We start from the raw sequence: 22,920 nt of genomic DNA on the forward strand, positions 1-22,920 counted from the left end.
TTCCCCGCTTATGCAAGTGCGCACTGGTAACAGGTATAAAAATTCGCTATACTGAAAAAATGAGTGAATTGATACAACCGAAAGTTCTTAAAGGATTTAGAGATTTTTTACCGCGCGACGAAATACGGCGGGCACTTTTAATCGAAACCGTTACCAATGTATTTAGAAATGCAGGGTTCGTACCCATCGACACCCCTGCTTTGGAATATTCCGAAGTGCTGTTGCGCAAAAGCAACGGGGAAACCGAAAAGCAAGTATTCCGTTTTAACGATAACGGTGGACGCGACATTGCGCTCCGTTTTGACCTGACCGTCCCCTTTGCCCGCTTTATTGCGGAACACTACAGCGAATTATATTTTCCGTTTAAGCGGTATCATATTGCAAAAGTCTGGCGCGGCGAAAAACCGCAGGCGGGACGTTACCGCGAGTTTATTCAATGCGATTTTGACAGCGTCGGTTCGGACTGTGCTTATACCGATTTTGAAATCCTGAAAGTCATGTATAGCGCCCTCAAAGCGCTCGGCGTTACAAACTTCCGTATTCATATCTCGCACCGCGGCATATTCAACCGGTTTTTAGACAGGCTGGAGCTAAAGGATAAAAGCGAAGATATTCTCCGCATTGTCGATAAATTGGCAAAAATCGGTAAAGAATCAGTAATTGAACAACTTGCGGAAATTGCCGGAGCTGAAAAGGCTGAAAAAATCGTGCAATACAGCAGCGGCCTTTCGGCAGACAGCGATTTTGAAACAATCCTCGCGCACATAGAAGCACTTGCAGGAGGCGCTGCCCCCGATACCGGCCGCTTACGGGACGTATATCAGCTCCTATGCGACGCAGGTATCGCGGACAGCTTTGTGCTTGACCCCTCCATTACACGCGGCCTTGACTACTACACCGGCATCGTGTACGAAACCTTTTTAACCGACCTTCCGCAGCTCGGGTCGGTTTGCTCCGGCGGCCGCTACGACAATTTAACGGGACTCTACATGAAAGATACGATAAGCGGGGTCGGCGCTTCGATCGGACTTGACCGTCTCCTTGCAGGATTGGAGCAGCTCGGCATCGGCTCCAAAGAGGCCTGTTTTATCGATGCAATCGTATTTTACGAAAAAGGCAACTTCATTCGGCGAAACAGCGCAGCGGCGAGTTATCTGGAACAATGCGGCTGCCGCGTAGAGGTCTTCCCCGAACCTAAGAAGATACAGCAGCAGTACGGCTATGCCGAAAAGAAAGGCATCGACTGGGGGCTTTTTATCGAGCCGCTGCCGGAAGGTTCCGATAGCAACAGCGAACCGGATGGGGTCTCCGTTTCTCCGGCACTGCAGAACTGTGCCGAAATGCCGGTGCGTCTTAAACACCTGCCGAGCCGTACGGAAACCCATCTGTTATTAAAAGATGTTCCGGCATCTCTAAAAGGTGGTAAAAAATGATTATTGCAATAGACGGCCCTGCAGGTTCGGGCAAAAGCACCGTTGCAAAGATGATTGCGGCGGATTTGGGCTTCACCTTTATGAACACCGGCAGCTTTTACCGTGCAATGGCACTCGCAGTACTCCGTTCATTAGGCGGAGACGAAAGCGGCGCCGGTGCGAAGAAGCCGGATTTAACAAACGAGGCCAAGTGGACGGATTTTGCAAAAAACGTATTGCTTGAATATAAGCGGGATGGAATGTATTTAGACGGCCGCTGCGTGGAACCATATCTTCGCAGTGATGCCGTCGAATCGATAGTCGCCGCTCTCTCCGCGATTGTGCCTATCCGGCACCTTATCAACAAAAAAATCCGTGCCGCTGCAGCAAAACTCAACATCGTCTGCGAAGGCAGGGATATGACCACCGTGGTATTTCCTAATGCCGAATGCAAGGTATACCTCGACGCCTCCGTAGATGCCCGAACACGGCGCCGTTTTGAACAAGGTACCAGCAGCCTTTCTGAAGCCGAAATACGGAAAAATATCGAAGAGCGGGACGCTATCGACCGGAATAAAAAAGAGGGCAGTTTAAAAATTGCCGAAGATGCTTTCTATTTAGATACATCGGACTTGACCATAATGCAGGTTTGTGAGAAAATAAAAGACAAAATACACGATAAAGGGTTATTTATGGAACAAAAGGAAGTGGCAATGGATGCAGTTACAAATTCCGATCAGAGCATCCAAACACAATTACCAGAGGAGTATTTAAATTTTGAATCTCCTGAAGTCGGAACATTAAAAGAAGGCCGTATTATTGCGATAACCGATGATTCGGTTTTTATTGACGTTGGCGGTAAATCAGAGGGACGTGTTGCACGCGAAGAATTTACCGAAGAGCCTCAAATCGGCGATACCGTACAGGTATACATTGAAAAGACAGAGGCGACGGACGGTAAGCTGATTATCTCCAAGCAAAAAGCAGACCGCAGCATTTTACGCAAAGAGCTGCAAAATGCATACCGAAACAAAACTCCTGTAACAGGTACCATCATAAAGCTCGTAAACAAGAGCGGATACGATGTAGATCTCGGTGCGAACATGATTGCATTCTTGCCGATCAGTCAGGCTGCCGCCCAGAAAGTAGATAAGCCTGAATCCCTGTTAGGCGAAAAGGGAACTTTCTATATCGAAAAGATGGTTTTTGACCGCAAGGGGAACAGAGATAATATTGTAGTTAATAGAAGAAAATATCTTGAAGATACTCTCGAAAAAAATCGCGAAGCGTTTTTTGAAAATACCAATATCGGAGACGTTGTAAAAGGAACAGTCAAGAGCTTTACCAGTTTCGGAGCCTTTATCGACCTCGGCGGTTTTGACGGTTTGCTTCATATTAATGATATGAGCTGGGGACACGTTACCCGGCCGAAAGATTTTGTAAAAAAGGGTCAGGAAATCGATTTAAAAGTTATCAGACTTGATCCCACCGAAAAACGTATCAATCTTTCATTAAAGCATTTCACCCCCGATCCGTGGCTTGAATTTGAAGATAAATTCCAAGTAAACGATATTGTAAAGGGACATGTTACAAAGATTACCGATTTCGGAGCTTTTGTAGAATTATCGGAAGGTATCGAAGGTCTTGTACACATCAGCGAATTCAGCTGGGTAAAAAAGGTAAGCAAACCGAGCGACATGGTTAAAATCGGTGATGAAGTTGAATGTATGATCCTCGGTTACGATATCCAAGCAGGGCGCGTCTCCCTCGGCTTAAAGCAGGTAACGGCAAACCCGTGGGATAATATCGATGAACGCTATCCTGTTGGAACCCGCTTAACCCGCAAAGTGGTTAAATTAACCAACGCCGGTGCGTTTATCGAGCTTGAAGAAGGGATTGACGGCTTCTTGCATGTCGACGATCTTTCGTGGACAAAACGGGTACGCCATCCGAACAGTGAGCTTCAGGCAGGTCAAGATCTCGAAGTAATTGTTATCGAATGCAATCCTGCCGAACACCGAGTTCGCCTTGGTGTAAAGCAGCTAAGTGATGATCCCTGGAAGACCTTCGCAGAGGCATATAAACCCGGTTCAACCGTCGAAGGCGAAGTTACTTCGGTAACCGACTTCGGCATATTCGTGAAAGTACCCGGCGGTATCGAAGGTCTTATTCACAAGCAAAATCTTGTAGAAAATCGTGAAGATAATCCCGACGAAGTATTAAAGAAATATGCCGTCGGCGACAAGGTAAAAGCGGCTGTCCTTGACGTAAATGTTAAAGATAAGAAAACGGCTTTTTCCATCCGCGACTATAAGAAACGTCTCCAGCAAGAAGAGCTTTCCCGCTATATGTCTACCAAACAGGAAGACGGCGAAGGCTCCTTTACGTTGGGCGATTTAATGAAGAATAAAGCATCGGAATAGTGTTGCCGTGAGGGCAGCGTATGTATATCTCAGGCCGTATTTTACCCGAAAGATTAGCTGCTCTCATCAACACACCCTTATTCACCCGCGGTGCTTTGGCTTCGGGTGATACCTTGCTCGAACTTATTCTCCGTTCGACTATGCAAGCAGTGGGCAGTACCGCTGCTTCTCTTTTTTTAGCGGATGAAACACTCCAAAATGCCCGGACGATTGCCTATATATGCGATGACGCCTTTTATTGCATTGACGCAAAAAGAGCATTACCGGCAGCAGCGGCATGGGTGTTACGACAAAACGAACCGTTAAGAATGAATACGCCCGATACGGAAAGCCGCTTTACCTCAAACGGTATGGATGAAACTCCTTATTCGGCATCGGGATTTATTGCAGTACCGCTACGTATAGAGGATTTCCGTATAGGAATACTTGAAGCAGTGGATAAAAAAGATGGAGGAAATTTTTCAGAGGCCGATCTTTCGTTATTGAGCCTTATAGCCGGATACGCTGCACCGGTTTATCGTACTTCGTGTGCATACCGACTCTATGTGGATACTGTAAAATACACGGAACAGCGAACAGACCGTGAAGCGAAAGAAACTCCCTTTATAGCGGCCAGTCCGGTAATGCGGGAAAAACTCGCACTCTGTAAACAGCTGGCATTTTCCGATATACCGGTATTTATTATAGGGGAAAACGGAGTAGGAAAGACATCTGTTGCAAAGCAGTTGCATGTTTACAGCCGTCGAGCGGGTTATCCCTTTATTCGTGTGAATTGTGCCGAACCGGCAGAGGAGCTGCTTGCACACCGCTTATTCGGTGCTAAGTCGGACAGTACAGATGTTTCCGATGAAAGCTGTTTTAAACAAGCGGAAGGAGGAACGTTGTTCCTTGATGAAGCAGCCGCCATTCCGCTTTCACTCCAAAAGAGGCTTTTAGACAGGATTTTACAGCTTGAACAAAGCGGCGGAAACATACGGTTGATTGCCTCAACATCCCGCGATATCGAGCAGTTAACCCGCGAAGGAGATTTCCTGTCGGAACTATACGGTAAATTAAACGTATTGCCGCTGTATATACCGCCGCTGCGGCAACGCAAAGAAGATATAGATGCACTCGCTCGGTTTTTTTTGCACCAAGCGGCGCAGGAAATGCGGAAGCCGTTTATTGATTTTTCGCCAGATGCTCACGAAGCGTTACAACAAGCGGAATGGAAGGGAAATATACGGGAGCTAAAAAATACTGTAGAATACGGGTGCTTAAACGGATGTCCGCCGCTTGTTACCGCTGAATATTTATTTCCCCGCTCTACTGTCGCAGTGTCGGCCGGAGACGTTGGCGGCCTTAAATCTGCAACGGATGCGTTTAAGCGGACATATATCAGAACGGTACTTGAAACGACCGGCGGAAATCAAACGGCGGCGGCTTCAATACTCAAAATTCAAAGAACATATCTTTCACGATTGATGAAAGAATTAAACATAAAAAATTAACGGGAGACATATATGACAGAACAAAACGATCAAACGCTTTCTTTTTCGGAACGCTGCGGACAATTTTTAACTCAACATCGGAAACCGATTGTCATTATACTGGGAGTAATTTGTGCCGTTGTCGCTGTCGCTTTGATTGCGTCGGCAATGACGACACGCGCCGCAAAAAGTGCATCCGTAGAAACGGAAGCAATTATCTCCGAATGGGCTGATTTACGGGATAAAAATGCTGAAGATATGACGGCAAAGGAAGATGCCCTTGCCGAAAAATTGGGAAAACAGGCCGTAGCAAACGGCCACACGTATGCCGCATTTCGGGCGTATACGACTCTCGGAGAAATCTATGTGCTCCGCAAGGATTGGGAAAAAGCGCTCGCCTTTTACCAAAAGGCAGGAGAGGCGCTGCCGAAAGCTTATACCGCCGGTATTGCCTATTTTAATGCAGCAGTCTGTGCAGATGAATTACAGCAGCACGATAAAGCATTGGAACTGTATACCTTATCAGCAGCCTTAGAGGACTTTCCGCTGAAGCCCCGAGCATTATTTAACATCGGACGGCTTGAAGAAAGCCTTGCTCATCCGGATAAGGCGATTGAAGCATATACAAAACTTACGGAAGCCTACCCCGATAACGATTGGACACTGCTTGCAAAATCGCGGATTATTGCACTTTCCATCAATTAGCGGGAAGGTACTATAAGGGATTATGCCGCTGTTACGGCTTTTATATCAGCGATACACTTTTCTTTTTTTCTGTTTTACTGGCCTGTTCATAATGGCCTGCGGTATTCCAAGTTTTATCTATCTTGAAAAGCCGCAACGCTCAGGGCATAATCCCAGTAATCTGACTGCCCTAAATGATCGATATTGTGAGTTCAAAACTGCAGATTCTGCAAATACAGCACATGCAGCGGGGTACATTAAGGGAACGGAAATTTACTACCGCATCTATGAGCGAAAAAATGACTGCGAGAACGACCGTAGTAGAATCGACCAATATAATGATGATAACCCATTCACAGCAGCAGAGTATTTGGAAAACACTAAGAAATACTATCGCCTAGCGGCGACCGGTATATATACACGCCCGTTGATTGGTACATATCCATCCGATGCCTCTGTTCGTTTCCGTTTACAGGACTACGGCTCACCGGTTAGCGATCCTGCACAGCTTACCGTAAACGGAATTCAACAGGGTATACCGCAAAGGGATGACAGAATTCCCCATGCCAAACGCACCTTTAATAAAGACAATATTACCGTAGGTGATGACGATGTACAGCAGGCTTCCGTATCAGGAGGAACAGAAACATACTGGTGTGTAAATTTTTATGCTGTCAGCTATGGATACACGGCAACGTTTAGTACGCTCCACAGTGCATTGGAATATCTAGGATACATTTTAATAGAGAAAAAAAATCCGTAAAATACTCAATAAGTGCTGATATTTTAACGATATATAAAATATGAGATTAAAATATTAAGGAATGATTATGCTCAAAAGATTTCCGCTTAAAGCACGCTTGTCACTCACTTTCGGTTTATTATTCACCGTTTCAATGGTAACTATTAATTTTATTTCTGTTCGCAGCTCCCGCCTTGCGCTCGAGCGGCAAGCAGCTTCCCATTTAATAACGCTTGCAGAAAATCAAGCTACGATATTTGAGCAAACATATATTGAAAAATTTAGGATACAAATGGAAACATTAGCTCGGGGATCGGTAGTTTCAAATCCAAACACTCCCCTGTCCGAAAAAATAGAAATTTTAAAAAGTGAGGCAGAAATAGCTAAGAAAGACGGATGCTTGCGGATGATTGTAACCGACGCCCAAGGGAATGCTTATAGAACTGATGGTACGACGGCAAATGCTAAGAATTTTGAATGGTTCCAAAAGAGCATACAAGGAGAATTTTTCCTCAGTACGCCATACCCTTCGTATAAAGACGGATCGCTTGTTTGCACTATAGCGGCGCCCATCTACGGAAGAGATAAAGCAATCATCGGTACAATTGCAACCGTATACGATGGGCTCAAAATATATGAGACAATACGGAATATAAAAATTGGAGAGAGCGGTGAAGTCTATATCTTGGACAAAGACGGTGTTACTATTGCCGACCATGATGTCGCACTTATTTATTCACAAGAAAACGCATACGTAAAATCTCAATCGGATAAAGAACTTGAAAGTATAGGCCGTTTTGAGCATACAGCGGTTCAATCGACAACTTCTGGCTCCGGATCTTATAAATATAAAGGGGCGATAAAAGATGCCGCTTATGCAAAGATATCTACGACGGGATGGACGCTTATTACGACGGATTACCGGCAAAAATATATGGTTGCTATTAGGCTTATTATCATTATCGATACGATATTGGTGACCTTGGTTGTTTGCATTATTTTTGTCGTGTCGTTGGGGCTTTCCCGAGCGCTACAGAAAACGGCTACTGCCCTAAAAGAGATAGCGCAGGGAACGGGAGACTTAACGGTTTCACTACCGGTAAAGGGAAAAGACGAGCTTACCGATATAGCACGATATTTTAATGAAACAATCGGAAAAATTGCCGATGCAATCCGCTCGATAGAAGCGAATACAGCTGACATGGAAGTAACCGGCACCAATCTTGCAGATAATATGCTTGAAACGGCAAGCGCAATACGGCAAATTACGGCAACGACAGAAACGGTAAAAGAGAAAATGATCAACCAAGCAGCAAGCGTTACCGAAACGGCGGCAACCGTTGAAGAGATTATTAGAACAATCAAGCAATTAAATAGCAGTATCGAAACGCAGGTAGGCAGCGTCGCACAATCTTCGTCTTCAATAGAGCAGATGGTTGCAAATATTGCTTCGATCGGTCAAACACTCGGAAAAACCGATCAAATTATCAAAAACTTTGTTTCGGCTACGGGAGACGGGAAAGCAGCCTTAGTAACTTCTAATGCCGTAACACAGAAGATTGCCGAAGAATCCGGTTCGTTAATGGAAGCCTCTAATGTTATTCAACATATCGCCTCGCAGACCAACCTGCTTGCAATGAATGCCGCAATCGAGGCTGCCCATGCGGGAGAAGCCGGAAAAGGGTTTGCTGTTGTCGCCGATGAAATCCGTAAGCTTTCGGAAGATTCTGCAATGCAGGGAAAGACAATTACAGCAACGCTTAAATCCTTAACTGCGGAAATCGAAACACTGTCCACTTCGTCTAAAATTGTCGAAGGGAAATTCAATTTGATTTTTGAATTGGCGGAACAAGTAAAATCGATGAGCAATCTTTTAACAGCAGCAATGAAAGAGCAAGAACACGGTAGTAAAGAGATTTTATCGGCTATTAAAAACATTAACATCGTAACAACCGAAGTACAAGCCGGCTCAGAAGAAATGCTGAAAGGCGGAGAAGGTGCTGCACACGAAATGCATACACTCGACGAATTAACACGCATTATCACCGATAGTATGAACGAAATGGCTTCCGGCGCCGTGCAAATTAACAACGCTGTACAAGAAGTTAATACGATGACGCAGAAGAATCGAGAAAGTATCGCAAGGCTCGCAAACGAAGTGGGAAAATTTAAGGTCAAATAGGGGATATTTTTCTTTTTTCTCGATAAAAAGATAATACGTTTCAGTACGCCTAAGAATGGACAAGGATATTCATTTTTGAGCGAGAACGGAGTAACGTTTCCTCTATTCTTTTTTCTGCAATAAGGTACCTAAATGCTGATGACTGGTCTGTACGACATCCAGTATTGCCCCTGTCTCTTTTAGAAACTCGTTGATAGCCTTAAGCGAGTTGAAGCCTTCGTGTATACTGCCATCTTGCTCTTTAATCGAAGATGAGATTTCTGCTAACGAAAAGCCTGCTGCATCCAAGGTTTCCGAATTTTTATCGTAATTGGCAAGAATACCGGTAAAAGATTTTTGAAATTCCGAAAAGAGCGAAATAAAAAGAGACATACTTTCACTGATGCTCTTTACCGATGACTGCAATTCTGCCATTTTCGTTTCGATCATCTTGGCGAAGGTACCGGTTTGGGTAGAAAGATTTCGTACTTCATTTGCAATAATTCTAAAACCGTCACCGGCTTTGCCTGCGTGAGCGGCTTCGATTGAAGCATTAATAGCCAAAATACCGGTTTTTACCGAAATGTTTTGGATGTCAGAGACCATCGCTTTAACTTCTCCGGTGTGTTCCTTGAGTGTTTCAAACGAGGCAGCTGTTATTTGTGCCGTGGATGCCGCTTCATCGATTTCATCAAGTCGTTTATGGATTTCTTTTTGCAGCGTTTTTCTGCTGCCGAGCGCCGTATCCAGTAGATTATCAACACGAACAGCATTCGCAGCAGAAGAACTACTCTCTTTTTGAATTTCTTCAAAGACCGAAAGGATAGTTTCAAACCGTTCTTCCAGCTGCTCCATCGAGCTTTTGATAATTTGAAACGAATGCTGCGTTACAAAGTCTAAGACAACACCTTTGTTGTATTTAACGACAATTTTATCTACTAAATCGGTAAAATTTTGAAGCGCTTCTTGTTCTTCTACCATATAGTCATTTCCTAAAATAACCGGTCAAGATAATCTATGCCGCATTGCAAATGAGAAAGCCAATCTAAGAAGAGCTCTACCTTATCATCGGTGTAAACAGCTCCGTGCTGAGGCGCAATAACAGACGGGTTCAATAGTCGCACTGCTTCAACCCAGCGCTTGACAATCTTATTGGCTGCCATATATCTAACGTGGAAGGGTTCGATCAATGGGATATGCTTTTGGAAATCGTCGATAAAGAGCGTTTCGTCTTCCTCTTTTTCAAATACGGCGGCGCCAATATCACCGCTAAACAAGATACGAGAACGTTCGTCAAAGAGCGAAAACTGTCCCGGCGAATGCATAAAGTGGGAAGGTACACATCGCAGCTTATTGCCGGAAGTCAAAGAAATGCTCATACCCTTGTCAGGAATGCCGGTCATACGCGAAACGTCAACAATGCCGAAGTGAGGCATGAAACGGAGCCAAAGAGAAGAAATATAAATCTGTGCCTGTGTAATACCAAGCCACAGGGCAATGCCGGAAGATACATCGGGATCTTGATGAGAGAAAAAGATGATGTCGATTTTATCTACTGATATAAACCTACTGACGGCGGTTACTACCTGCGAGAAAAGATGCACCCCACCCGGATCCAGTAGGATTCCGCGACCGTTATCGATGATCAAGTACTGCATGGTCTGTACGGCGCCCTTCCGGTATTTTGTTTCGCCGCCCAGCCAGATAAACTTATGATTCTCATCTTCGTAAAGAATCTTGCCTTGCACACGTACATTTGCATCAGATGTCATTATTTTCCTACTACCTCGTATCTAAAGACTGTATTCAACATATACTTGCAGTATATCGATAAATCAAATGAGAGACAAGTCAAGTGGAGAATGATCCCTAATATTAGCAGTTTATCAGTAGATGAATGATCCCGTATGGTATACGACGTTTACTTTTTTTTGAAAATGATATTGACGATTACGGATAATTCAGTAAATTCTATAGGAAGGCATAATAAAATTGATATAAACAAAAAAATACGCCGGAAGGTTACAAATATGAAATATGGAAAAAGGTATGCGTATACGGTAATAGCGGTTATTGCAGTTGTTACCGTATTTTTCGGCTTTATGATTCCGAAAATCAACATGGATAATGAGTTACGTCATTTCTTCCCGGAAGAGCATCCGTCGAATATCAGGTTCAAACAGTTAACAAAGGACTTTGGCGATCAATATGCGATGGATATCGTGCTGGAAACTAATGAAGATACTATTCTTCGCCCTGATTATATCGCTGCAATTAAAAATATCTCCGAAGAGCTTGCGTTACTCGATAATGTCGTAAAGGTACGGTCTTTAACCGATATCGAGTTTATTACCGCTATGGACGGCGCCCTTGTTGTAGAACCATTACTCCCCGAACGGTTTTCGGGAACTGCGGCGGAAATTCAAGCGATAAAGCAAAAAATTTTTGAATGGCCGCACGCCTACCTCGGCACGATTATTTCGGATAGTTTTAAAGGCGTGCAGATTGTCGTAACTATCGCCTCAACGAGTACGCCTACCGAAGTCAGTACGCTCTATAATAATACGGTAGAGATAGTCAAGCGGAATTTGCAAACGGTAAACGGGGTATCGTATAAAATTGCCGGCGATCCGGTACTTGCCGAACATGCAAAGCTTTTTATGTATGCGGATTTACGCAATCTTATCCCGCTGATCACTGCAGTGGTATTACTCTGTCTGTTTTTATCTTTTAAGAATATTGAAGGAACTATTCTGCCGCTGCTTGCGGTGCTTATCAGTACGGTATGGACGATCGGCACGATGGCTCTTATCGGAGAACCGTTGACTATCGTTTCGAGCTGCTTGCCGGTACTGCTGATCGCCGTCGGCTCCGCTTACGGTATTCACATTGTCAATCATTATTATCAGCATCTTGAAACGGAGCCGCCGATCCCCTCACAGGAACGCCATCGCGCCATCGTCGCTGAATCGCTGAAAGGAGTTCGTGCGCCGGTACTGCTTGCAGGTATTACGACAATCGCAGGGTTTATATCCACCATCACCAGCCCGATAAAACCGCTAAAATCCTTTGCAACGTTCAGCGCTTACGGTATTGTAATCGAATTGGTTATAGCATTTCTACTTATCCCTGCATTGTTGATCCTGAAACCCATGAGTCTTGTGCAAAAACAGCAAAAAAAGATGCAGATGCATTCGACAAAGCAAAATGCGCGGCTTGCCGCATTGGGGATAAAGATAGACGAAAAAGGGATGATGCATAGGATTTATCTCTTTTTTAACCGACATCGGGCGGGGTTTATCATCATGCTGCTTGTCATTATCAATCTTTCGATCTGGGGCATCTATCAGTTAAATATCGAGTCGGCTTTTTTGGAGTATTTCCCTAAAAACTCCGAAATACGGGAAGGTGTTTCTTACATCGACAGTCATTATGTCGGCTCTACGGGGTTTAGTCTGGTGATCGACGGTAAAAAGAAAGGTGCGCTTTGCGATCCGGAAATTTTAAAACAAATGGACGGGCTTTCAGGTTTCCTCACGGATAACTACGCCGATATCGGCACGATATTATCGTTTTCCGATTTTATTAAGCGACTTAATCAGGTGATGCATAAAGATATGCAAACCGAATATTCCGCGACCGCCGAATCTGCCGACAAAGGTTCGCAATCCGGCGAGAGCTTCTTTTCGGATGCCGGAAGTTTCTTTGCCGATTCCGATACCGAACAAGGCAGCAGAATACCGGCTGAGTCTTCACCGGATAGTCTTGCGGTTCAGACTGTATCACGCGCGGCCGACACTTCACCTTCTTTTGCTGCACGGTATCGCGGAAAGGCATTGACAGCCGATGACGTGATGGAGCTTTTTATCGCCGCGTATGCGCAATCGGGAGGAAAGGACGTTACACTCCCCGAATTTATAGCCGCACTGCAAAAGGAACTGAACTACAACGGAGCTGCTTACGATGAAATTCCCTACGACGTTTCAAAATATCCGGTTGCTAATCGTGAGGAATTAAAAAACTTAATTTCGCAATATCTTCTATTGTATTCAGGTTCGCTTGATGATTTGGTGGATGAGCAGCTGGAGCCGTCAAAGACCCGTATGCAGATAATGATGCGCGTTCACGACACCGGTAAGATAAAAGCGGTTATCGATGCTGCGACGCAGTATGCGCAGCAGCATTTTCCCGAAGGCTACACGTTGGAAGCCTCCGGTCTTGGGGAGCTTGAAACCGCAATGACCTCGATGATTATCGGTAGTCAGATATCCAGTTTGCTGCTTGCCATTGTGATTGTGTTTTGCATTTTGTCCCTGTATTACCGTTCTCCGTTTGCAGGGCTTATCGGTGCGGTTCCACTCGGCGTTTCCATTCTGATGAACTTTGGCATTATGGGACTCACCGGTATTAACCTCGATATGGTAACCAGTCTGGTGGCAGCGATTGCCATCGGGATCGGCATCGACTATACCGTTCACTTTATGAATAACTATCATAAGGAGCGGCTAAGAACGGACGATTTAACCGCCGTCACGGTCAATACGTTACAGCTTTCGGGAAAAGCCATTATGGTCAACGCCGCATCGGTCGGGTTCGGCTTTGTCGTGCTGTGCTTTTCCCGCTTTGTGGTGTTGCGGTTTGTCGGGTTTCTAGTCGCGGTTGTTATGCTGACCGGCTCCGTTGCAGCTATGACGATTTTGCCGATGTTGCTCAACATATTTAAACCGCGTTTTATGGCTAAATAGATAGGAGGTGTGATAAAAAGCACCGTCTAAAATTGCGTCGGCGCTTTTTATCTCAAGTTTGCGTCGCATCATCAACCAATGTACTTCCGTGTACATTGGTTGATGGCGAATTTTGGCAACGCCAAAATATCGCTTCTGTTATAACCACCGCCATCCGTGGCGGTATTGATAGGAGATACGATAAAAAGCACCGTCTAAAATTGCGTCGGCGCTTTTTATCTCAAGTTTGCGTTGCAAACTCGATTATTATATATGTGCGCGCAACGCGCACGGCTAAAAACTTTTTCGGATGTTCAAACATCCTGCAAAAGTTTTTATAGGAGGTGTGAAGATGACACACTTAATAAGAAAGATGGTGTTGATACCGTTGCTCGCTGCCGGTATTGCTGGGGTGCTTGCTGCCGAAGACGGCAAAAGTGTCGTACAAAAGTCGCTCGATGTGCCGCGCCCGCGGTTTACCCATAGCGCCGTAAAAATGGAATTGATCGATTCAAATAATTCCGTCGACGAACGTATGATCGAAGAATGGGCAAAGGATCCCGGAGACAAAACCGGCGCGGCGCTGATTATATTCCGACAGCCTGCTTCGGTAAAGGATACGCGCTTTTTGCAAATTGTGAATAAAGACCGTGCCAACGACAAGTGGATCTATATGCCTGCGCTGCGCACTACCCGCCGTATCGCTTCTGCTGACGGAGCAAAGTCCTTTATGGGCACCGATGCCAGTTATGACGATCTGGAAACGCGCAAAATCGACGAAGATACGCACGAACTGCTTGGAACCGAAACGGTCGGCCCGTATACCTGTTATAAAGTTGAATCAACACCGGTTAATGTAAAGTCAAGCCAGTACCTTAAACGGATTTCATACATCGATCAAGAAACATCCATACCGGTTAAAATCGAAATGTACGATAAAAAAGGCGCACTGCTGAAAGTCTTGGAGATCGAGAAGATCGAAAAACAGGGAGACTATCGGATTCCTATGCAGGGGAAAATGACAAACGTACAGACGAAACATACCACCCGCATCACCATCCTCAAGCTCGAACTGGACAAACCGATCAACGATAAAATGTTTACGCAGAATTTCTTAAACACGGGGAAACTGTAATATAATTGGTAATTCATAATTTGTGATGGGTAATTACGTATTACAAATTGCCAATTACAAATTGATTACGCATTACCAATTATCCATTGAATTGCCGCAGGAGTCCGTCGCTGATGCGATGAATACGGAGAGGTGCGTTATGAAGAAAAAGTATTTGATGTGTGCACTGGTTTCAATTGCGCTGCTGAGAGCGTTGGCTGCGCAGGATTCTTTTTTTGATGATGCGGGCGGAATAGTCCCTGATTCTGCGGAAACAAATTTCAGTTCAGCGGAAACGGATACGAGCGGCGCAATGAGCTCCGCTTCGATGAGTAAATCGGAGAAAATACTGGAATGGCACGGCTTTGCCAAACTGGATGCGCGGCTTTGGGTACATCCCGATGTAAAGCGCGCTGATGCAATTCCCGTGTTCGGATTGACGGTAAGTCATAGCAGCCCTAAAACGGAGTTGTCCGCCGATTTGCAGTTGAATGTGCGGACAGTAAAGGATTATCCGCTCGATATCCTCAATGAACTGACAATGCGCGCTTATTTAGGCGACTGCGTGCTATCCGCCGGAAAACTGAAACTCGTGTGGGGCAAGGGCGATATGATTCACGTGCTCGACGTATTCAATGCAAACGACCTTACCGACTTTACCATCCCCGCCTATATAGACCGCAGAATAGGCGAACCGATGGTGCATTTTGCCTATAATGCCCCGATTCCGCTGCGGCTTGAACTTGCATGGGCTCCGTCCATGACACCCGACCGTATTGCGTTGTCCGGCCCGTGGGTACCGCCTCAGCTGTACCGAGCGAAGCAGAGTGCGCACAATCATCTATTAGGGGCTATAAACGATTCAACTTCGGCTTTTTCACTCTTTTTTGATGAAACAAAACTACAACAAGCGCTTCATGATCCTATTTCAAAGATACTGAAAGAAAATATCCCCGATTCAATTACCATTGATATGAAAGATATTGTAGAAAAACTTGATGAAAACGCTTTACTTAAAGGTATCGACCCTCTTTTGGTAAAGCCGCAGATAAAGAAATTGTTGGAAAATCTTGCAAAACAGAAAATCACCATACCGACTACGGAAATCATTAAAAAGTTTTTGCCTCCCAAACCGGACGGTACCCCCTATACTGAAGCGGAATTGAAAGAGGCGCTGCAAGGGGAGCCGTTTTTAGCACAGGCAACAGCCTTTATAGCGAAACAGATCGCCGACACAGCAAAAAAAGCGGAGACGAAATTTATTGCAAGTCTAAAAACAGCCGATGCGGTTATCGGGAGTTTCCGGTTTGATGAATTTGTAAAAATCGGCATGAATGCCTTTTTACCCGATATGCATAACATCAAATACGGTCAGTACGGTATACGACTTTCCGGTTCGGCGGGGCCGGTGGATATGGCGGGGCAGTATTATTTCGGACACTATAAGACGCCGTCGATTGACGTAGACGCTATGGTTGCCAATGCGCTTGCCGGAAAAAGCCTTGCCGATTGCGTACACTACGATCCTGTACATATCTTCGGCATCGATCTGGGAACGGCAATCGCAATGTTCAATTTAAAGTCTGAATTTGCCTACTACATGACAGGCGATTTTAAAGGTACCGACCCTGCAGTGCATAACAACAGCATTCAGTGGGTAATGGGATTTGACGTCGATATCCCCTTAAATAACATCAATGTTAATATCCAAAACCTCGGCGCATGGACGCTCGGCTTCAAAAAAGTGAAAGAAAATAATGAGAACGGGAAATTCGACATGGATTGGAATACGGCGGAAAAATCAACCAACAATAAGTTGATTGTCAACATTTCCGATTCGTGGCTGCATGAAAATCTCACCGATTCCCTTACCTGTATCTGGGGCATAGAACATAACGATTTCGTCATAATACCTAAATTGCGCTACCGTATTAAAGATGAACTGTACGTAGAAGGAACAGGCGCTTACATTTATGCCGCAAATAAAAAGAGCGAGTTTTCAAACTGGAAAAACAATCATTTTGTCCAAGCAAGTCTTGAGTATCGATTTTGAAAACTAATTAATTTTTTAGAGATGATATGCTGACACTTTGTAGAAAAAGAGGTATAGTAGGGCGTCCCAGAAATAGAGATTTCTATTATAACGGTGTTTTTTAAAGGAGTATACGGTATGAAACACGGTAAATTATTTGTCTTTAGCCTTATGATTCTTATTTTTATAATATCGTGCGGCAATAAAGACGCAAAGAATATCATAAGCATTAAAAACGCGTCAGCTGAAAAGCTTATCAATTCATTTACGAAATTTGAAAACAATTTTATGCTGCGCAGTGATATTGCCGACAACGGCTATGAACAATTAAATTTTTTTCTTACCGATTATGATATACAGGGGCCGAAAGTCGAAAAGTTTTTGCAATCGGCAGCACCGTTCATTGATTCGGTTATCGAAAATAAAATCGGTGTAACGAGCCGCTTTATAAACGATAAAAAGGCACAAGCATTTAAGTTTTCTTATGCATTCAATAATATTTTACAAAACGAAGAAAAAACCGATGTCATCAATATCGTTATGGGACAAAAAAATATTGAAGCGGCGAGTCCTTCGATATTCAATAAAGCCTTTTCTATTCCTGCACAAGACCTCGGAAAAGCGCTTGCGCTTATTGCCCCTAAAGAAGTTCCTGCAAACCTCAATATCGATTTGACCTATAATACACTCAGAACATTTACTTCCATTCAACCGGATAAGGCGTCGCAAAAGCGTTATGATAAGGCTCAAGGTATTCTCTATAAGCATGCGGTTATCACACGGAATGGCGATACATATTCCATCGTATTCAATAATGATGATATCGTTAAATTCATCCCGGCTCTGGTAAATGCGGTAAAAAACGATAACAGGATAAATGCTCTCTGGAATTTTTATGAAAAACTTTTTGAAAAAGAATTTAAAGAGATCGAAGAAAAATTCAATACGGAAATAAAAGACAAGATTAAGGAGTGCTCCTTTACAGAAGAATTGATTGTTAAAGACAATCTAGTCATAAAGGATATATGCACCGTCAGTACCAAAGGTAAAGAAATTGTACATCTTGAGACCGGTATTAAAAATTATGAGAACCCGATTGACGGTATGACGTATACGCTCAATATTACCGATCCTAAACTTATCGATAAAGATACAAAAGCGGATATAATATCTTTTGTATTTGCTACCGAAGGTACTATTACCGATACGACAGCCAAAATCGATTATTCGGCATCTATGTCCGTTACAAACGATACCGAAAAATCCTCCCTTTCGGATATTGATATGCATTACTATTTTTATGCCGATACAACGAAGCAGAACGATAACTTTAAAATAGGAATGGATGCAACCGCATATAACGGTCTTGATGGTAAGGACAAAGGTACAAAACAAGTCCTTATGAATATCGCAATGCAGGCATTAGGAAGCGTTGAAAAAGCACCGGATATCATTATTTATAAAGTCGACACCATCGGCATGGACTTGAAGACACCGGATACGGAGCAGTATACCGTGCAACTTGAAACCGATGCATCGGTTATATACAGTAAAAATATCCTTGAAGATATTGTGATACCTAACGATACGGTTAAAGTGCTTGAGACAAAGGTCAATGAGTGGCAAGCCATTAAAGACGAAATTACCGCGAACCTCAACGCACTTTCAACCCTCCTCAATTTATAGGGCATTTCTAGTTTTTTAGAGGTACCCTATAAAACACACCTCACACCACGTGCACGAAATTTTCTCCAAAATTTCGTGCATTTTTTTTCTTCTATAAAAGAAGGGAAAACGCATCAGATGAATAGAAGCAATATCGCAGAATACAGAGGTTGTGAGACCATTTGAATCGCCGAGCGATTCAACTTTGGTTGAACAGCCTCTGTATTCTGCGGGCAATGCACCAAAAAGTCTGATGCGTTTCCTTCCTTCTGCGTGAAATTTTATCCAAAATTTCACGCACTTTATTCTCTAAAAGAGGCAAACGCATCAGATGAATAAAGCAACTGCCACAGAATAATTGAGGTTGCGAGACCATTTGAATCGCAAAGCGATTCAACTCTGGTTGAACGACCTCAATTATTCTGTGGGGGTATAAAAACGTCTGATGCGTTTGCCGATTTCCCTCAAGGTTTTCCGCTAAATTCCGACACTGTAGCAGAAGGGGTATCAGATGGACAAAGTATCCGCTGCAGGGAAAATCGAACAAGTCTTACAGCAGCAAATTAACGTGATGAAAGAAGTATATGCATATCAAAAAGAGCTTTCCGACTCCGTGCGGAACCGCTCATGGGAAGGCATTGAACGCTGCGTGTTGAAAAGTACGCAGGCTTCCAATGAGTTTTTACGGCTTGATAAGCAGTGTTTTTTGCTTCTTAATCAGCTTGATCCGTATAACGAAGAGGTGAGTGATTTTTATGGCTATATTGCATCACTGCCTGCAGAAAATCAAAAAAAGCTATCGTATTTATATCGCCGCCTGCAACAGCAGGTGCAGCTCTCAAAAACTGCAAACGATACGCTTGACGCTTACGTTACTCATGTACAGACGCTGGTACAAGATATGATGGATGCCGCTGAAATCGGTACGAGAACAGCATTTTATACCCGTACCGGTGCGCCGAGTCAATCAAATTACAGCAGTTTGGTTATCGATACGGTATTTTAACGGATAGTATTCAAGAAGGCGAGATAAAAAGCGCTGTCTGAAATAGCACCATCGCTTTTTATCTCAAGTTTGCGTTGCAAACTCGATTATTTTACGAATGCGCTGATGCGCACGGCTAAAAACTTTTTTGGAAATTTAAATTTCCTGTAAAAGTTTTTATGGGAGAAAAAATGTCTACATTTGCTTCGATTGAATTGGGAAAACGCAGTTTTTTTGCACACCAGCAGTCTATTCAAACAGCCGGTCATAACATATCGAACTCATCCACGGAAGGATATACCCGTCAGCGTGTTCAGCTTGATTCTTACGAGCCGCTGTACCGTCCCGATCTTTCACGGGCGGAAACTCCCGGACAAATCGGACAGGGTGTTGCTGTCAGCTCCATTACCCGCCTGCGCGACGAGCTGTTGGATCAGCGGATTGTCGCCCAAACCGATAAGCAGGGGTACTGGGAAACACGCGATTCCTACATTTATATGTTGGAACAGCTATATAACGAACCGGAGGATACTTCCGTACGGACACGGCTCGATCAATTTTGGGATTCATGGCAGGAGCTGTCAGTCTATCCCGAATCGACGGCGGCGCGCAGTGCGGTTGCAACCCGCGCAAAAACGCTGACCGATGCCGTGCACCACCAGTATCGGGGATTGCAGGGCATCCGCGATATGATCAACGGCGACATTGAAGCGCGGGTTAAGCAGGTAAACTCCTTTACCCGGCAGATTGCGGCGCTCAATGAAGAAATCGTAAAAGTCAAAGCGATGGGCGATAATCCCAACGACTTGATGGATAAGCGCGATGTTTTAACCGAAAAACTTGCCGACCTTATCTCCATCTCTGTAGAGAAGGTAGATGCCGACGAATCCTATATCATTTATTCGGATGGTATGGAGTTGGTACAGGGGCGAACATTCCGTACTTTCGGGCTTAAAAGCGGTACCGGAAATGAAGGGTATGCTAATGTCGTATGGGAAGATTCCGGCAATCTTGCACACTTCGGCGGCGGTAGGCTGGCTGCTCTTATCGAACTGCGCGACGGAGATGTCCGCGACGAAATCAATAAACTCGATACAATGGCGATGAACTTTGTCGACCTCGTTAACGACATTCATCGCAATGCAATGGGCTTAAACGGAAAAACCGGTATTGATTTTTTCAAAGAACAATATTTTATCAACAATACGGTCGGTAATTTCGACCGGAACGGCGACGGTGAATATGATTCTTCATATATCTTCCGTTTGACCGGCGCATATAGTCTTGATCCGCGCGAACAAATCGGATTGGAAGGGACGATCACCCTTTCCGCAGGAACGGGAACGGTTCAAGTACCCTACGCTTCCACCGATATGGTCGCCGACCTTGTAGACCGCATCAACCGTTCCGGCGCAGAAGTCGTCGCGTACCTCGACCAAAACAACAAACTCGTGCTCAAGGGGACGGCGGCACAGGATACCGAAAATCCCGACTTTGTTATCAGACACGTCGAGGATTCAGGACGCTTTTTAGCGGGCTACGCCGGCGTGCTTACCGGCAGCGGTGCAGAAAACGCCTACGACTGGCAGCAGCCCGATGCGGTGAACGTACTGTCGCAGGAAGGCGCACAGTATGCCGTTTCCCCCATTGCGCACCCCTCCGGCTGGATGGAAATCAATCCGGTTGTGGTAAGCGATTTACAGAATATCGCCGCCGGTTACCCCAGTCCTGAAGGCATCCCCTATCCCGGAGACAACCGCGCCGCCGTCGCTATCGCAAAGATACGGAATACGCCGGTTATGGTCGGCAACACTCGCACCTTCGATGAATTCTTCGCCGAAGCTGTTACCGATATGGGCTTAAAGGGTGAACAGTCCGAGCTTGCGTTGAATACGCAAACCGCTATCGGCAAGGAACTCCGTGATATGCGCGACTCGATTTCCGGTGTCAACATCGACGAAGAATTGGCGGATATTATTAAATTCCAGCACGGCTACAATGCGACTGCTCGTTTTGTCGCTACCGTCAACGAGATGCTCGATACGATCATCAACCGCCTTGGTGTCTAGGCCATGGGTAAATATATCAGGGGGCGGTGACTAATCGAAGCCGCAGAATAAAAGCGGCAGGAAAACCATTTGAATCGCGAAGCGATTCAACTCTGGTTGGACGGCCGCTTTTATTCTGCGGGCTATATCACACTACCCCTGATATATTTACCGGGAAAAAGGAGTAAGTATGCAACGGATTAGTTCAAATATGCAGCATTCGGATAGCAGCTATTCGGTGCGGAGGCAGGAAAGTAGGCTGCACAAGGTAAACAGTCAACTCAGTACTCAGCGGCGTATTCAGCAGCTTCGTGATGATCCTGTTGCGGCTGGACACTCGGTACGCTATAAATCGCTTCTGGCACGGCTTGACCGCTTTGAAAAAAATGCCAAGACGCTCAACGACCAATATAAGGTTGCGGAGGCGCCGATGCAAAGCGCACTCAACATTATGCAGCGGCTCCGCGAACTTTCCGTAGCGGGTGCAACCGGCACTTATACTGCTTCGGATCTTAAAAAGATGGCGCCGGAAGTAGACGAACTGTTATACGAGCTTGTTCAAACGGCGAATAGTTTTAGCGCGGACGGCACCCGTCTCTTTGCCGGTACTAAAAGTTTTACCGAACCTTTTGAGATTGTGATGGGCGATATCGACGGCGCGGGTTCCGCCGTTATCACCAATGTACGGTACAACGGTTCCATCGACACCAAACAGGTGGAAAGCGATGAGCTTTCATTTATGGATGCGAATCAGGCGGGGAACCGTATCTTTTGGGCGGAACGGCAAACGCTCTTTTCTGCAACCGATGCACGGAACTTCATCGTGCAGCAGGACAGCGCCATCGAGGTGGACGGAGTAACTATCCCGCTCATCGCGGGCGATAATGTCTATGCGATTATGTCTAAGATCAACAGTTCAGGTGCAGCGGTTAAGGCTTCGCTCGACCCTGTTACCAACGGTATGAATATCGAAACCACCGATGCACGGCAACTCTGGCTGCGCGATGCAGGCGAGGGAAACGTGCTCGCCTCGCTCGGCATTGTGAAACCTCAGCAGCGGCCGCCGTACAACCTTGCCGATTCGGTGCGCGTTTCCGGCGGTTCGCTTTTTGATGCGGTAATCGCGATGCGTAATGCGATGTATGCAGGCGACCATGAATCGCTCGGCGGCAAAGTACTCGGCAGTGTGGACGGGGCTATCGACAACCTCGCAGCGCGGCTTGCGGAAAACGGTTCCCGCTATGAACGCGCGGAAGCGGCGCTCGCCCGTTTGAATATGCAGATACCGAACGTAACGGGAGCGGAATCCCGCGAAGCCGATTTGGATTTGACACAAGCGATTTCCGATCTTAAAATGTATGAGTATACTCATCAAGCATCGTTAAGCACGGTCGGCAATTTATATAAAAACACGCTGCTCAATTATTTAAGATAACGATGACAAAAGAAAGGGAGTTTTAG

The 22,920-nt window shown here is 45.1% G+C and carries 15 protein-coding genes; 13 read left to right on the forward strand and 2 right to left on the reverse strand.

Features of this window, described 5'->3' with window-relative positions:
• Positions 1–59: 59 nt before the first annotated feature.
• From hisS to E4N69_RS03290, 6 genes are all read left to right on the forward strand, one after another.
• On the forward strand, positions 60–1,433 hold the full coding sequence (hisS, locus tag E4N69_RS03265) for a histidine--tRNA ligase (RefSeq protein ID WP_253824502.1): 1,374 nt from the start codon (positions 60–62) through the stop codon (positions 1,431–1,433).
• Positions 1,430–3,835, forward strand: coding sequence for a 30S ribosomal protein S1 (gene rpsA / locus E4N69_RS03270; protein WP_253824503.1), 2,406 nt, complete (start codon positions 1,430–1,432; stop codon positions 3,833–3,835). Before hisS ends, rpsA begins: the two co-directional genes overlap by 4 nt.
• Positions 3,836–3,855: 20 nt before the next feature.
• The gene (locus E4N69_RS03275; RefSeq protein WP_253824504.1) at positions 3,856–5,325 is read left to right on the forward strand and encodes a sigma 54-interacting transcriptional regulator; all 1,470 of its coding nucleotides are present in this window, start codon (positions 3,856–3,858) and stop codon (positions 5,323–5,325) included.
• Positions 5,326–5,337: 12 nt separating this feature from the next.
• Positions 5,338–6,009, forward strand: a complete 672-nt coding sequence (locus E4N69_RS03280; protein WP_162662636.1) for a tetratricopeptide repeat protein — start codon at positions 5,338–5,340, stop codon at positions 6,007–6,009.
• A gap of 91 nt (positions 6,010–6,100) precedes the next feature.
• Complete coding sequence (locus E4N69_RS03285; RefSeq protein WP_230977998.1) at positions 6,101–6,751, forward strand: hypothetical protein; 651 nt, start codon at positions 6,101–6,103, stop codon at positions 6,749–6,751.
• Positions 6,752–6,818: 67 nt separating this feature from the next.
• Positions 6,819–8,912: a methyl-accepting chemotaxis protein gene (locus E4N69_RS03290; RefSeq protein WP_253824505.1), complete on the forward strand. Its 2,094-nt coding sequence runs from the start codon at positions 6,819–6,821 to the stop codon at positions 8,910–8,912.
• A 102-nt stretch (positions 8,913–9,014) separates the two neighbouring features.
• Here E4N69_RS03290 and E4N69_RS03295 read toward each other — a convergent pair whose 3' ends face one another.
• Both E4N69_RS03295 and E4N69_RS03300 read right to left on the reverse strand, forming a co-directional pair.
• Entirely contained in the window at positions 9,015–9,872 is an 858-nt protein-coding gene (locus E4N69_RS03295; protein ID WP_162662641.1) for a methyl-accepting chemotaxis protein, read from the reverse strand.
• Between the two features lie 11 nt (positions 9,873–9,883).
• Positions 9,884–10,663 carry an oxygen-binding di-iron domain-containing protein gene (locus tag E4N69_RS03300; RefSeq protein ID WP_162662643.1) on the reverse strand — a complete coding sequence of 260 codons (780 nt, stop codon included), beginning with the start codon at positions 10,661–10,663 and terminating at the stop codon, positions 9,884–9,886.
• Between the two features lie 258 nt (positions 10,664–10,921).
• On the opposite strand from E4N69_RS03300, the gene E4N69_RS03305 reads away from it, so the two are divergent.
• The 7 genes from E4N69_RS03305 to E4N69_RS03335 all read left to right on the forward strand — a co-directional run bounded on the left by E4N69_RS03305 (position 10,922) and on the right by E4N69_RS03335 (position 22,894).
• The gene (locus E4N69_RS03305) at positions 10,922–13,636 is read left to right on the forward strand and encodes an efflux RND transporter permease subunit (protein ID WP_253824506.1); all 2,715 of its coding nucleotides are present in this window, start codon (positions 10,922–10,924) and stop codon (positions 13,634–13,636) included.
• Positions 13,637–13,988: 352 nt separating this feature from the next.
• A complete protein-coding gene (locus tag E4N69_RS03310) occupies positions 13,989–14,750 on the forward strand; it encodes an outer membrane lipoprotein-sorting protein (RefSeq protein WP_230978140.1) in 762 nt (253 codons plus the stop codon).
• A gap of 139 nt (positions 14,751–14,889) precedes the next feature.
• Positions 14,890–16,782 carry a hypothetical protein gene (locus E4N69_RS03315; RefSeq protein WP_253824507.1) on the forward strand — a complete coding sequence of 631 codons (1,893 nt, stop codon included), beginning with the start codon at positions 14,890–14,892 and terminating at the stop codon, positions 16,780–16,782.
• Positions 16,783–16,899: 117 nt separating this feature from the next.
• Complete coding sequence (locus tag E4N69_RS03320) at positions 16,900–18,447, forward strand: hypothetical protein (protein ID WP_253824508.1); 1,548 nt, start codon at positions 16,900–16,902, stop codon at positions 18,445–18,447.
• A gap of 490 nt (positions 18,448–18,937) precedes the next feature.
• Positions 18,938–19,432: a hypothetical protein gene (locus E4N69_RS03325; RefSeq protein ID WP_162662653.1), complete on the forward strand. Its 495-nt coding sequence runs from the start codon at positions 18,938–18,940 to the stop codon at positions 19,430–19,432.
• A gap of 170 nt (positions 19,433–19,602) precedes the next feature.
• The gene (gene flgK / locus E4N69_RS03330; protein ID WP_253715168.1) at positions 19,603–21,480 is read left to right on the forward strand and encodes a flagellar hook-associated protein FlgK; all 1,878 of its coding nucleotides are present in this window, start codon (positions 19,603–19,605) and stop codon (positions 21,478–21,480) included.
• A 169-nt stretch (positions 21,481–21,649) separates the two neighbouring features.
• Positions 21,650–22,894, forward strand: coding sequence for a flagellar hook-associated protein 3 (locus E4N69_RS03335; RefSeq protein WP_253824509.1), 1,245 nt, complete (start codon positions 21,650–21,652; stop codon positions 22,892–22,894).
• The last annotated feature ends 26 nt before the right edge of the window (positions 22,895–22,920 follow it).

This window comes from Treponema sp. OMZ 906 (assembly GCF_024181185.1).
Lineage (GTDB): Bacteria > Spirochaetota > Spirochaetia > Treponematales > Treponemataceae > Treponema.

Bases quoted from the DNA above. Each gene is read 5' to 3' on its own strand.
- E4N69_RS03335 (WP_253824509.1), top strand. From the start codon at position 21,650: ATGCAACGGATTAGTTCAAATATGCAGCATTCGGATAGCAGCTATTCG.
- flgK (WP_253715168.1), top strand. From the start codon at position 19,603: ATGTCTACATTTGCTTCGATTGAATTGGGAAAACGCAGTTTTTTTGCA.
- hisS (WP_253824502.1), top strand. From the start codon at position 60: ATGAGTGAATTGATACAACCGAAAGTTCTTAAAGGATTTAGAGATTTT.
- E4N69_RS03315 (WP_253824507.1), top strand. From the start codon at position 14,890: ATGAAGAAAAAGTATTTGATGTGTGCACTGGTTTCAATTGCGCTGCTG.
- E4N69_RS03305 (WP_253824506.1), top strand. From the start codon at position 10,922: ATGAAATATGGAAAAAGGTATGCGTATACGGTAATAGCGGTTATTGCA.
- E4N69_RS03280 (WP_162662636.1), top strand. From the start codon at position 5,338: ATGACAGAACAAAACGATCAAACGCTTTCTTTTTCGGAACGCTGCGGA.
- E4N69_RS03325 (WP_162662653.1), top strand. From the start codon at position 18,938: ATGGACAAAGTATCCGCTGCAGGGAAAATCGAACAAGTCTTACAGCAG.
- E4N69_RS03275 (WP_253824504.1), top strand. From the start codon at position 3,856: ATGTATATCTCAGGCCGTATTTTACCCGAAAGATTAGCTGCTCTCATC.
- E4N69_RS03285 (WP_230977998.1), top strand. From the start codon at position 6,101: ATGGCCTGCGGTATTCCAAGTTTTATCTATCTTGAAAAGCCGCAACGC.
- rpsA (WP_253824503.1), top strand. From the start codon at position 1,430: ATGATTATTGCAATAGACGGCCCTGCAGGTTCGGGCAAAAGCACCGTT.
- E4N69_RS03320 (WP_253824508.1), top strand. From the start codon at position 16,900: ATGAAACACGGTAAATTATTTGTCTTTAGCCTTATGATTCTTATTTTT.
- E4N69_RS03290 (WP_253824505.1), top strand. From the start codon at position 6,819: ATGCTCAAAAGATTTCCGCTTAAAGCACGCTTGTCACTCACTTTCGGT.
- E4N69_RS03300 (WP_162662643.1), bottom strand. From the start codon at position 10,663: ATGACATCTGATGCAAATGTACGTGTGCAAGGCAAGATTCTTTACGAA.
- E4N69_RS03310 (WP_230978140.1), top strand. From the start codon at position 13,989: ATGGTGTTGATACCGTTGCTCGCTGCCGGTATTGCTGGGGTGCTTGCT.
- E4N69_RS03295 (WP_162662641.1), bottom strand. From the start codon at position 9,872: ATGGTAGAAGAACAAGAAGCGCTTCAAAATTTTACCGATTTAGTAGAT.